Consider the following 12467-nt stretch of genomic DNA (forward strand, 5'->3'; position numbering starts at 1 on the left):
AAGGGTGTTTCCTTTTTATTGTTTTATAAGTTTTTTAGTTATTAATTGTTGGTTTTCTAAGTCTTTTATTTTGATAAAATAAGTACCGTTAGAGATTGATTTTAAATTATCAACACTTATTGCTTTTTGATCAAAAACAGAATTTTCTTGTATTATTAATCTACCTCTCATATCATAGACAGACACTTCTATTTTATGACCTATAAAATTTGAGGATAAGCTTATATTAAAACTGTTATTAAATGGATTTGGATAGATTTTAATATTTTGACTAGTAAAATCTTGAGTTGATAAAGGTTCATTTTCTTGAGCAGTAATATTAATGTTGTCAACAGCGATATCTCCATTAAAACTAGTACCAGTTAAACCAAATAACCTTAATTTAATTACTTGTCCATCATATGTAGATAAATCTACTGTTTCTGTATTCCAACTAGCTCCATTAGAAGATTGTTGTTGATCACTAATACTAAATAAATCAGAATAACTACCACCATTATCTAAGCTAACTTGCAGCTTTAAAGTACCTATATCGGATCCGTACATATGATAATCAAAAGTAAGTTCTGTATTGATGTAATTTGTTAAGTCAAAGCAAGGACTAATTAGATATGTAACTTTATTTGGGTTACCAGCAGGAGTAACATTTGATGAAGCTTCTGTGTAAATATACGTAGACCCGTTTGAGGCAAAGTTTGGTCCTGTTGCAGTAGATGTAGTAGATCCTGAATTTCTTGTCCAATCTATATCGTCTTCAGTTCCATTAGCAGCTTGTGTCCAGAATCCAAAATCTGCTTCAAAACTTTCTATATAAGGAAATGTTGCAATAGAATCTCCTGTACAAGGTACAATATTATTAGTAGTAAAATAAACAGAGGAAGAATAAGGAGATGTTGTTGTGTTACATCTAGTTGCTACTTGAACTTCATAATCTGAAGAAGCATTTAAGCCTGAGATTGTGTAATAGTTAGTGTTTATATTATTAACAACTGTCCAAGTAGAGCTTGATAAGGCTTTATATCTAATATCATAAGTAGCAGAAGGAATTATATCCCATGAAACTTCAGCTGAAAATACCGTTGTATTATCTATAGTTAAACCAGTCGGAGTTGTTTCAGTACAAGGTAATTGAATACTAATAATTTTAAAATCATCAATAAAAAAACCATCAGAAGTAGTTGTGTAATTTTCTGATACGTTACTACCATCTGTTCTAAATCTAAATCTGAATTTAACATTATTAGCACCTAATAAGTAAGAATTGTTTGCTGCATCTATAGCAATTTCTTCCATCACCCAATTATCTCTTCTGTCTCCATCATAAACTTGTCCCATACTATTAGCTTGGAAGTTAGAAGATCCTCCTTTATTATCATGGGTTGTAGTATTACTAGTTGCATTTGGTTTTGTATACTTACCACAAAGAGATTGCCAGTTATTACCACCATCAGTTGAACCTAAGATTTCAACAAAATCATAATTTCTTTCAATATCCCATTTAGAATAGTATTGTACAACAACAGATGTAGAATTAGAAAAGTCATAACTATTGGTAGTAGTTAATGTTCTTGTTGTATTATTAGAGTACGGAGCAACACCATTTGTTCTTAAAGTATTTGTTCCTGTATAGGTGTCTGCACTAGATAATGTCCATCCACCAGATTGTGTCCAACCAGTAATGCCATCTACATCAGGATCATGGTCAAAAAGTACTGTTGGTTGGTAATATTTTTCGTAGTTAACATCATATATAACACCATTATCGTTAGATAATTTTACATTATATTCTATTTTTTCGTTAGCAACAATACTTGGATCTAGTTGTATTTGAGCAGATACATTTCTTTGCTCTAAGACATTCATACCAGTTTGTGTGGCAGGAGCATTAATACTAATTATATTAGATGAAATAGGAGTGATAGTTAAGGTGAAATTACTTGCAGTTTGACCAATTCTTTCAATTCCAAAATCTAAGTTAGCAGTTGTATCATCTATGTTGCTTTGCGTTAAGTCATGAAGTTTTGCGTATTTACCACCATAATAGGCAGTACCAAAAGAAATTCTCATCGATCTTTTTGCAATAGGAATAATAGATGTTTGTGGAGGCCAAAAACCTTCACTTCCGTGCTCTGGTGTAGTACCTAATATAGCTTGACCAGAACCAGTAGATCCATTATTATCAGGAGCTCCTCCTAACATCCAATCGTCAGGAATACCATTAGACTCATAAAAGATCGTAGCACCATAAAGGTATCTGTTGTAGCGAGTCATTTCTTCGTGCCAACTATAAAACTCATCTTCTCTTCCTGAGTTTAAAGAAGGTACACCTCCATAAGGATGAGGTACAGAATTAGCGTAAGAGTGATTCCAAACAGCAGTTTGAAAGTTTTTACTTAAAATAAAATCTTCCATAATCTGAGTTTCAGGCTCAGAAGAAGGAGATGGACCTCTGTAAGTATTACTTGTTTGACTACCAGAAGAACCAACATTATTGTAACCCCAATAATAATCAAAGTTTCTGTTTAAGTCTACACCTCTAATAGAAGTCGAACTTGAATTGCTACCTGTATTAGGTCTCGTGTTTTTACGTTGCATTCCACCTCCATTTGGACTTAAATGCTCATTCCATCTTAGTCCGTCAGGATTAACTATAGGTACAAAGTATAATTCATTATTATCTACTAATTCTTTAATAGCGTCATTGGTATTGTAGTTTTCAATTAAATACCACATGAAGAATATATTGTTCATTAAGGCGCTTACTTCTCTTGAGTGAATCATTGAAGTGAAAAGAATTTGTGGTTTTGTGTTTTCTGGAGTTGAAGATTCGTTACCAGTAATTCTTACATAATATATAGTTTCTGGGTTCCATCTACTGTTACCTATACCACTATAAGTTAATCCATTATTAAAAATTGTATTAGAAGGATTTCCCCAAGTGGTTTGTCCTGTAGGTGAAGCATCTAATTTTTGAGAAACTATATCTAAACCATTAGTAATAGAGAAACTTCTCATTTCATCAAGTTCAGTTTTCATTTCATCTACAGTTAAACATCCACCCATAGAACCAAGATGAAAGTTTTGTGGTGTTACCCAATTAATTTCATCACAGTTTATGTATTGTATAATATTGTCTTGTACTGTATTAGAAATAGATGCGCGTTGTGTTGTATTAGTGTTAGTAGCTGATAAAGATTTTTCAGCATTTAACTGCGCTATTGCTTTAGCTTTAGTTTTTACTGCTCTTTTTCTGTAAAATTCTTCTAAATCATCGATAATAACATTAAAAGAAACATTTTTATTAACTAATGCATTAACTTCTTCTTTTGATAAATCTAAAACAAGATTATCATGAGAGTGGTTAGCTCCGCAATTTAAATCTATACCAGAAGTAGCTATTTTTAGTAATGTTGATTTAGAAGGGTTAGTTATACTAATTCTTTTATGAGAATCCTGAGCTATAATTAATTGTGATAGCAATAATAAAATAAGAGTGACTAGTAGGTTAGTTTTTTTCATGATTTTTTAATTCAAATAAGGGTTTAATTAATTAATAATTTGGGTTAAGCAATATTAAAATATCCTAATCCGTAAATACTATTTCAATTATTGGAATCATTAGTTTTCTTTTAAACGCAAATTTATCCGACAAAAGGTATGAGTATTTGCCTACAAATGTAACTTACTTTAGTTAAATCATCTGTAAAACGCATAATTTTTCGATGAAATGCATGTTTTTTTATCAGAAGCTGCGAAAATACGTACACTTGTAATATCAATTTTTTCACAAATTGACTATTCATTTTATGAAAAAACATACGTTTTTATGTTAATTATCTGTTTTTTAACAGGTTAAATCTTAATAAAAAGGTAATCTTAATTAATAATAAGTACGGGAATAGTAGAAGAAAAAACTATTTTATTGAAAAATAAAAAAGCTAAGACATACATCTTAGCTTTTTTCTTGTAGCGAGGACGAGATTTGAACTCGTGACCTCTGGGTTATGAATCCAACGCTCTAACCAACTGAGCTACCTCGCCATATTTTGGAGGTGCAAATATAATAACATTATTATATCAAGCAAACATTATTTTTAAAATTAAATATTTTTTAAAATGATTTCTAAACTTGTTAATTAATGTATATATTGGCAGTAATAATTTTCAAGTAAAAATAAATGGAAGAAAAAATTAAGTATGAGTTAGAGTTTCCTATCCATGCATCACCGTCATTAATATACCAGTATATATCAACACCTTCTGGATTGTCAGAATGGTTTGCAGATAATGTTAACTCTAGAGGAGAATTATTTAAATTTATCTGGGATGGAGCAGAAGAACAAGCTAAGTTACTAACAAAAAAGTCTGGAGAACGTGTAAAATTTAGATGGTTAGATGATGAAGATGATCCTTATTACTTTGAAATTAGAATTCAAGTAGACGAAATTACCAAAGATGTATCTTTAATGATTACAGACTATGCTGAAGAAGACGAGGTAGAAGAAGCAAAAATGTTATGGACTAATCAAATCTCTGACTTAAAACAAGTCTTAGGTTCTGCTTAAAAATCGCAACAATTAGAGTATATTTGTCCCAAAGAAATTTGGGACTTTTTTTATGATAAATTTTAACGGAAATCTTCAAGAAAATAATACAGTAATTACAAACAATAATCGTGCATATGCCTATGGTGATGGGCTTTTTGAAACCATAAAAGCAGTACACGGTAAACTTCTTTTTTTTGAAGACCATTACTTTAGATTAATGGCATCTATGCGTATTATGCGTATGGAGATACCTATGAGTTTTACTTTAGAGTTTCTTCAAGATGAAATTTTAAAAACCATAAAAGCTAATCAATTAGATACAGCTACTTGTAGAGTAAAATTGCAAGTGCATAGAGTAGAAGGTGGATTATATAAACCAGAAAGTAATGATGTAGAGTTTATTGTTTCTGTAAAAGCTTTAGATCAAGACTTCTATTTATTAAATGAAGGCGATTATGAAGTTGATTTATTTAAAGACTTTTATGTGTCTCCTAGTTTAATTTCAACATTAAAATCCAATAATAAAGCCTTAAATGTTGTTGGTAGTATTTATGCAAAAGAAAATAACCTTGACAACTGTTTGTTAATTAATACAAATAAAAGTGTAGTTGAGGCTTTAAACGGAAATGTATTTTTAGTTAAAGGGAATACTATTAAAACACCACCATTATCAGATGGATGTTTAAAAGGAATAATTAGAAAACAATTAATAGAAATTATTAATTTAATGGAAGAATATACTTTAGAAGAAGCTTCTATTTCTCCTTTTGAAATACAAAAAGCCGACGAAATGTTTATTACCAATGTAATAACAGGTATACAACCAGTATCAAAATATAGAAAAAAGCAGTTTGCGACAAATGTAGCAAAAGCATTGTTGCAAAAGTTAAATGTAAAAGTTAGACTAAGCTAGTTATAACTTGGGTTTTCTGGAGCATTAGACCAAATAGAATAATCACCACCTAATTCTAACATCTTTTCTTTCCAGAAGGTCTCGTAATCTTTTTCTATGATATCTTTTTCATAAGTGTTTTTTGTAACAACCCATGCATTAGATTTTAATTCGTCTTCTAGTTGATTTATTTCCCAACCAGAATACCCTAAAAAGAATTTTATATCTTTTTGATCAATTTTCTTTTCGGCAATAAGATTAGCAACTACATTAAAATCTCCTCCCCAAAAAATTCCTAAAGAAATTTCTATGCTATCTGGGATCAAATCTGGTCTTTTATGTATAAAATATAGATTGTCTTGCTCTACAGGTCCACCATTGTAAACTCTAAAAGAGGCATCAAGTTCTGGTATTAAATCTTTAATAGTGTAGTTTAAGGGCTTGTTAAGTATAAATCCAATAGAACCTTCTTTATTATGGTCTGTAAGTAATACTATAGATCTGTTAAAAGAAACATCTCCTATAATAGAAGGTTCTGCAATTAATAAATCACCCTTTTTTGGTTTGGTTGTAGTCATAATTTAAAAGGATTATTACATTAAATGTAACATTAATTTGTTTAAATACCAATTATAATACTCTATTAACAAAAAAAGCCTTCTAAAATAGAAGGCTTTTTGGTAATTATTTTAAGCAAATACTAGTTTACAGCGTTTGCTAAATCAGATCCAGCTTTAAACTTAACAACGTTTTTAGCTTTGATTTTGATAGTCTTTCCTGTTTGAGGGTTTCTTCCTTCTCTTGCAGCTCTTCTAGTAACTGACCAAGATCCAAAACCAACTAAAGAAACTCTGTTTCCTTTTTGTAAAGCTCCTTCAATTTCGATTAATGCACACTCTAAAGCTTTTTTTGCTGCTGCTTTAGTAATTCCTGCGTGCTCCGCCATAGCGTCGATTAAATCTGTTTTGTTCATAATTTTAATTTTAATTATTAATAAATAGTTGATTAAACATATTTTTGTTAAATCCTCTTACAAATTTATACGGATTATGCTACTATGCAAGTAATAGTAAGGGAAATAGAGTGTTTTGTTAATAAGTTGCCCCTTTTGTTAATAAAGAAGCTTGTTTTTTTTGCTTTTTTAATGAAATCAGTGATAATAAGGCTTTACAGCATTTTTGCATTTTCACTTAAAGAAAATCCGTTTAAAAGTGATTTTACATCCATATTTCTCTTTCCTGGAAGCTTAATTTCTAGTATTGATATAAAACCACCTTTTACTGCTACCTTAATTGAGGATTTATCAAAAATAACAGTTCCTGTTATTAAATTATGATTTTCGGATTCTTTTTCAGCTTTATAGATTTTTACGTCTAATTCTTCATCTTCATTTTTTAAAATAGACCATGCAGCAGGATATGGACTAAGTCCTCTAATTTGGTTAAATATTTGATCTAAATCTGCTTCCCAATTAATTTTACAATTATCTCTATTTAATTTATAAGCTGTTTTACTAATAGCATCTTCTGGTTGAGGCGTAGTGTTTACATTCCCTTTTTCTATAAGTTTTATGGTATCTATAACCAGATCGCTACCAATATGCATTAATTTGTCATGTAAACTACCGGCATTTTCTGTTGGATCAATTTCTATTTCTTTTTGAAGGATCATTTCTCCTGTATCAATTTTTTCATCTATAAAAAATGTAGATACGCCTGTTTTAGTTTCGCCATTTATTATTGCCCAATTTATTGGTGCTGCACCGCGATAGTTTGGTAATAATGAAGCATGAAGATTAAATGTACCATGTTTTGGCATATCCCAAACTACTTTTGGTAACATCCTAAATGCTACTATAATTTGTAGATTGGCGTTTAGCGCTTTTAATTCGTCTAAAAAATCTTCGTTTTTAAGGTTTGTTGGTTGTAAAATGTGTAATCCTTTTTCTTTTGCAAAGGTTTTTACAGCGCTTTCGTTTAATTTCCTTCCACGACCGGCTGGTCTATCTGGTGCTGTAATAACACCAACTACATTATAATTATGCTCTAATATGGTTTTTAAGGTTTGCACAGCAAAATCTGGCGTCCCCATAAATACTATTCGTAAATCTTTCATTTTATAAATGTTTTAATTTATAAGTGTTTGTTGCTGTAACTTCTATTATGTTACGCTCTAACATTTGTTTTAATGTATTGTTTATTTGTTCTTCAGAAAAAGGTAATGCTTTAAATAAGTCTTTAGAGCTTAAATGACCAAATTCTAATTGTTTTATGATTTCTTTATTGACATCTGCTGAAGTTGTTTTAGCAGGAGCATTTTTCTTTTTAATACAGACTGAGCAAATTCCACATTCCTCTAATTCTTTTTCTCCAAAATAGGATAGTAGCTGAATGCTTTTACAAACGTCATTATTATTTACATAATCTAAAACAGCTTTAACTTGCTTTTGCTTTAAGTCGTTTTGTTGTTTTATTGTTTTAGCAATACGGTTAATTGTTTTATCATCTTCTCTTGGTTCTATAAAGGTGATTTGAGCATCTGTTTTATGAATGTTAAGTGTAATAACTTCATCTTTTTCTAAATGCTTTAGCGCCATAAAAAGTTGTTGCTCACTTACATTTGCTTTATTAGCAACTAAATTGTTATTTATTTTTGTTTGATGTTCAAAAATACCACCATAGGTTCTTAAAATAGATTTGACGATGGTAGCAAGTTGTTTATTGGTTTCTAAATAAGAAAACAATGCTTTGTTAGGTATAATAAATTGTACTTCTGTACGGTTATTAAATTGTTTGCTTAAAGTTATTACGCTATTTCTATCTAAAATTTGTAATGTATTGTAAGCGCTTGTTGAGTTAAAGCTATAGGTTTTACAAAAGTGATTAAAATTAAATTCAAAAGTTTGGTAAGCGCCTTCACCATAAGACACTTGAAAATAGTTACTTAATTTTCTATATACAGTTTTAACAAAATCTACTGTAGGTAATACACTTATAAATTGTTTGTGCAAAAGTGCATCGTCATTTTTATTTTTTAAGATAACTGCGTATGCTTTAGTATTATCTCTTCCTGCACGACCTGCTTCTTGAAAGTAGTTTTCTATACTATCTGGTAAGTTTAAATGTATAACTGTTTTTACATCTGGTTTGTCTATGCCCATTCCAAATGCATTAGTCGCCACCATAACTTGTTTTTGATTAGTTATCCACTGGTTAAGATGTTGGTCTTTTTCTGTATTATTTAAACCGCCATGATAAAAAGTACTACTGATGTTTTTTTGTTCTAAAAAGTTAGAGATTTCAATGGTCAGTCTTCTGTTTCTAACGTAAATAATAGACGATTGTTTATTTTTATTTAAAATAGCTTCTAAACGAAAAAATTTATCTTCTTCTTCAAAAACCATATAAGCGATATTTTTTCTGTAAAAAGATTGCTTAAAGATTTTTGGATCTAAAAAATCAAGCTCGGTTACAATATCGTCAATAACATTAGGTGTTGCACTAGCTGTTAGCGCAATAACATTAACGCTTGGTTGTAATTCTCTTAATAAGGTTATGTTTTTATAGGCAGGTCTAAAGTCGTTTCCCCATTGACTTATACAATGTGCTTCGTCTACAGCAATTAAATTAACATTCATTTGTCTAATACGATCTTGTACTAGTTCTTGTTGTAAACGCTCTGGCGATAAGTATAAAAATTTGTAATTTCCGTAGATACAATTGTCTAAAAGAGTATCAATTTCAGAAGGTTTAATTCCGCTAGTTAATGCAATTGCTTTGATACCTTTATTTTGTAAAGCTCTAACTTGGTCTTTCATTAAAGCCGCTAAAGGCGAAATAACTATGCAAATACCTTCTTTAGCCAAAGCCGGAACTTGAAAACAAATACTTTTTCCACCACCAGTTGGTAGTAACGCAAAAGTGTCTTCGCCATTTAAAACTGCGTTTATAATATCTTCTTGTAAAGGTCTAAACGATGTAAATTTCCAATAACGTTCTAATATATTTATTGGATGTTGCATTACAAGGCTTTTACAACGTTTAAAATATGGTTAGCTCTTTCTTCGATACTTCCAAAAGGTACGTCTTGCAAGTGATAATCGTACTTTTTGTAGGTTTCTAAAAGGCTTTCGTGTATTTGTTTTGCTTGTTCAAAGTTTTCATAACGTTCGTTATCACTTCTAAAAATTTCTTGCCAAGGTGCTAAAATAAAGACATAATCATAAGTGTTTTCTTGACATGATGTAATGAAGTTTTCAGGATAACTTTCGTTAGCATAATCCATATATGCAACAACATCAGGTATACCTCGATCTAAGAATACAAACTCATTATTACTGTTTTCTGCTTCTACATATTGTTGTTCTCTTCCTTTTAATAATAACTCGCTAAACAATAAAGGTTTGGTTAAAAATAATTGCTCAATACCATCTTTTCTTGCGTCTAGAGTAACTTGTCTAGAGATTTCTTCGTAGCAGGTATAACCACGTTTTGTAAGCTCGTTAATAATTGAAGATTTTCCTGTTCCTGGTCCGCCAGTAATAACTATTTTTTTTGTAATCAAAGTCTGTAAATTAAAGTGTAAAAATCGGAATTAAATTCTTTAAAAAAAAATGTAAACAAATTGGTATATTTGCGACTTATAATAACGCTATGGATAATATACCAAATAAGGACGAATTTTACGCTAAGTTAAAAAGCCAATTGCAGGATACTGCAATGTGGCCTACAGAGTATTTATATAAATTTATTGTGCAAACCGAAAAATCAAAAATAGAACACGTAGAGGTTATTTTTGATAATATGGGCGCAGTAATTAATACAAAAGAATCTAGCAATGGTAAATATACCAGCGTTTCGGTTAGCGTAAAAATGAAAAATCCAGACCACGTTATAGAAAAGTATAAAGAGGTCGGAGAAAAAATTGAAGGCGTAATAAGCCTTTAATTTTTTTTTGTATTTTGCAACTGCATTTAGAAACTTCAAAATGCAAAATATATAAATACTACACTTATTTAATTTTGATAGACAATTTAGAGTATAACACAGAGCGTGAACACTTGATTATTCCAGAGTATGGTAGACATATTCAAAAAATGATTAACTATGCAAAATCACGCGAAACAAAAGAAGAACGTAATAAAGTAGCCAAATCTATAATTGCAGTAATGGGTAATTTACAACCACATTTACGCGATGTTCCAGATTTTCAGCACAAACTTTGGGATCAACTATTTATTATGTCTAATTTTGAGTTGGATGTAGATTCACCATTTGAAAAACCTTCTAAAGAAGAATTATCAGAACGTCCTGTACCATTAAAATATCCGCAAAACTTTCCAAAATATCGTTTTTATGGAAACAATATTAAAACGATGATTGACGTTGCTAGAACATGGGAAGAAGGCGAAATGAAAGAAGCATTAGTGTATACTATTGCAAACCATATGAAAAAATGTTTCTTAAACTGGAATAAAGATACAGTTGAAGACGATGTAATTTATGATCATTTATTTGAATTATCTAATGGCGAATTAAATATCAAAAATTCAGAAGAAGATTTAACAGACTCTAGTAGTCTAATGAAAGCATCTAGCGGAAAGAAATATTCCAACAACAAAAAAGGACACAAAAAAAATAACAGAAACCGAAAAAGATACTAAACTTATTTATGGGAACATTTAAAATTGAAGGTGGACACCAACTAAAAGGAAGCATTCAACCTCAAGGAGCAAAAAACGAAGCATTACAAATCTTATGTGCAGTATTATTAACTCCAGAAAAAGTCACCATAAATAACATACCCGATATAATAGACGTCAATAAACTAATTACTTTATTAGGAAACTTAGGCGTTAAAGTAGAAAAACTTTCTGAAGGTACTTATAGTTTTCAAGCCGATCAAGTAGATTTAAAATATTTAGAGTCTGCAGCTTTTAAAGAAGAAGGTCGTGGGTTACGTGGCTCAATAATGATTGTTGGACCATTATTAGCACGTTTTGGTAAAGGATATATCCCAAAACCAGGTGGAGATAAAATTGGTCGTCGTCGTTTAGATACTCACTTTGAGGGATTTATAAATCTTGGAGCTAAATTTAGATACAACCGTGAAGATTATTTTTACGGCGTAGAAGCAGATCAATTAGTAGGAACCGATATGCTTTTAGACGAAGCATCTGTAACAGGTACAGCAAACATTGTAATGGCTGCTGTATTAGCAAAAGGTACTACGACAATATATAACGCAGCTTGCGAGCCTTATTTGCAGCAATTATGTAAAATGCTTAATAGAATGGGCGCAAAAATCTCTGGCGTTGGTTCTAATTTATTAACTATTGAAGGTGTAGACAGTCTTGGTGGGACAGAGCATACCATGTTACCAGATATGATTGAAATTGGTAGCTGGATTGGTTTGGCAGCAATGACAAAGTCTGAGCTTACTATAAAAAATGTAAGTTGGGATGATTTAGGACAAATACCAAATGTATTTAGAAAACTAGGAATTACTGTTGAAAAACAAGGAGACGATATACATATTCCTGCACATACAGATGGTTACGAAATACAAAACTACATAGATGGTTCTATTCTAACTATAGCAGATGCCCCTTGGCCAGGTTTTACTCCAGATTTATTAAGTATTGTTTTGGTTGTAGCTACACAGGCTAGAGGAGAAGTACTAGTACACCAAAAGATGTTTGAAAGTCGTTTATTCTTCGTAGATAAATTAATAGATATGGGTGCAAAAATTATCCTTTGCGATCCGCATCGTGCTACAGTTATTGGTCATGATTTTAAATCACAATTAAAAGCAACAACCATGGTTTCTCCAGATATTAGAGCTGGAATTAGTTTGTTAATTGCTGCACTTTCTGCAAAAGGAACAAGTACAATTCATAATATTGAACAAATTGATAGAGGTTATCAAAAAATAGTAGAACGTCTTAAAGCTATTGGAGCAAAAATTGAACGTTTAGAAGGAAATTAATTTTAATTAATTCCTAAAAAAATAAAAAGCATCTAATTTTA

The 12467-nt window shown here is 30.6% G+C and carries 11 protein-coding genes and 1 tRNA gene; 5 read left to right on the forward strand and 7 right to left on the reverse strand.

The genetic code is table 11. The features are described 5' to 3' along the window. Positions 1–15: 15 nt before the first annotated feature. Together H574_RS0100715 and H574_RS0100720 are read right to left on the reverse strand one after the other, a co-directional pair. Positions 16–3519 (reverse strand): M14 family zinc carboxypeptidase, encoded by a 3504-nt coding sequence (locus H574_RS0100715; RefSeq protein WP_027878694.1) that lies wholly within the window; start codon positions 3517–3519, stop codon positions 16–18. A 448-nt stretch (positions 3520–3967) separates the two neighbouring features. Beyond that, positions 3968–4041: transfer RNA gene (locus H574_RS0100720), tRNA-Met, on the reverse strand. Positions 4042–4178: 137 nt separating this feature from the next. On the opposite strand from H574_RS0100720, the gene H574_RS0100725 reads away from it, so the two are divergent. Both H574_RS0100725 and H574_RS0100730 read left to right on the forward strand, forming a co-directional pair. Further along, the gene (locus tag H574_RS0100725) at positions 4179–4565 is read left to right on the forward strand and encodes an START-like domain-containing protein (protein WP_027878695.1); all 387 of its coding nucleotides are present in this window, start codon (positions 4179–4181) and stop codon (positions 4563–4565) included. Positions 4566–4617: 52 nt separating this feature from the next. Then, complete coding sequence (locus H574_RS0100730) at positions 4618–5460, forward strand: aminotransferase class IV (protein ID WP_027878696.1); 843 nt, start codon at positions 4618–4620, stop codon at positions 5458–5460. Here the strand turns inward: H574_RS0100730 and H574_RS0100735 are convergent. From H574_RS0100735 to H574_RS0100755, 5 genes are all read right to left on the reverse strand, one after another. Next, entirely contained in the window at positions 5457–6017 is a 561-nt protein-coding gene (locus tag H574_RS0100735) for a YqgE/AlgH family protein (RefSeq protein WP_027878697.1), read from the reverse strand. The two genes, H574_RS0100730 and H574_RS0100735, sit on opposite strands and share 4 nt — an antisense overlap. 122 nt (positions 6018–6139) lie before the next feature. After that, on the reverse strand, positions 6140–6412 hold the full coding sequence (locus H574_RS0100740; protein WP_027878698.1) for an HU family DNA-binding protein: 273 nt from the start codon (positions 6410–6412) through the stop codon (positions 6140–6142). A 194-nt stretch (positions 6413–6606) separates the two neighbouring features. Beyond that, entirely contained in the window at positions 6607–7554 is a 948-nt protein-coding gene (gene fmt, locus H574_RS0100745) for a methionyl-tRNA formyltransferase (protein ID WP_027878699.1), read from the reverse strand. Between the two features lies 1 nt (position 7555). Then, positions 7556–9460, reverse strand: coding sequence for a RecQ family ATP-dependent DNA helicase (locus H574_RS0100750; protein WP_027878700.1), 1905 nt, complete (start codon positions 9458–9460; stop codon positions 7556–7558). Beyond that, on the reverse strand, positions 9460–10002 hold the full coding sequence (locus H574_RS0100755; RefSeq protein WP_027878701.1) for an AAA family ATPase: 543 nt from the start codon (positions 10000–10002) through the stop codon (positions 9460–9462). Before H574_RS0100755 ends, H574_RS0100750 begins: the two co-directional genes overlap by 1 nt. Positions 10003–10091: 89 nt before the next feature. Between H574_RS0100755 and H574_RS0100760 the strand changes: the two genes are divergently transcribed. The 3 genes from H574_RS0100760 to murA all read left to right on the forward strand — a co-directional run bounded on the left by H574_RS0100760 (position 10092) and on the right by murA (position 12426). Then, positions 10092–10385 (forward strand): DUF493 family protein, encoded by a 294-nt coding sequence (locus tag H574_RS0100760; RefSeq protein WP_027878702.1) that lies wholly within the window; start codon positions 10092–10094, stop codon positions 10383–10385. A 74-nt stretch (positions 10386–10459) separates the two neighbouring features. Further along, a complete protein-coding gene (locus H574_RS0100765; RefSeq protein ID WP_027878703.1) occupies positions 10460–11101 on the forward strand; it encodes a DUF4290 domain-containing protein in 642 nt (213 codons plus the stop codon). A gap of 8 nt (positions 11102–11109) precedes the next feature. Further along, positions 11110–12426, forward strand: coding sequence for a UDP-N-acetylglucosamine 1-carboxyvinyltransferase (murA, locus tag H574_RS0100770; RefSeq protein WP_027878704.1), 1317 nt, complete (start codon positions 11110–11112; stop codon positions 12424–12426). Positions 12427–12467: the final 41 nt, after the last annotated feature.

This window comes from Mesoflavibacter zeaxanthinifaciens DSM 18436 (assembly GCF_000422365.1).
Taxonomy (GTDB): domain Bacteria; phylum Bacteroidota; class Bacteroidia; order Flavobacteriales; family Flavobacteriaceae; genus Mesoflavibacter; species Mesoflavibacter zeaxanthinifaciens.

Coding starts and splice junctions, on each gene's coding strand:
- H574_RS0100715 (WP_027878694.1), bottom strand. CDS start 3,519: ATGAAAAAAACTAACCTACTAGTCACTCTTATTTTATTATTGCTATCA.
- H574_RS0100725 (WP_027878695.1), top strand. CDS start 4,179: ATGGAAGAAAAAATTAAGTATGAGTTAGAGTTTCCTATCCATGCATCA.
- H574_RS0100730 (WP_027878696.1), top strand. CDS start 4,618: ATGATAAATTTTAACGGAAATCTTCAAGAAAATAATACAGTAATTACA.
- H574_RS0100735 (WP_027878697.1), bottom strand. CDS start 6,017: ATGACTACAACCAAACCAAAAAAGGGTGATTTATTAATTGCAGAACCT.
- H574_RS0100740 (WP_027878698.1), bottom strand. CDS start 6,412: ATGAACAAAACAGATTTAATCGACGCTATGGCGGAGCACGCAGGAATT.
- fmt (WP_027878699.1), bottom strand. CDS start 7,554: ATGAAAGATTTACGAATAGTATTTATGGGGACGCCAGATTTTGCTGTG.
- H574_RS0100750 (WP_027878700.1), bottom strand. CDS start 9,460: ATGCAACATCCAATAAATATATTAGAACGTTATTGGAAATTTACATCG.
- H574_RS0100760 (WP_027878702.1), top strand. CDS start 10,092: ATGGATAATATACCAAATAAGGACGAATTTTACGCTAAGTTAAAAAGC.
- murA (WP_027878704.1), top strand. CDS start 11,110: ATGGGAACATTTAAAATTGAAGGTGGACACCAACTAAAAGGAAGCATT.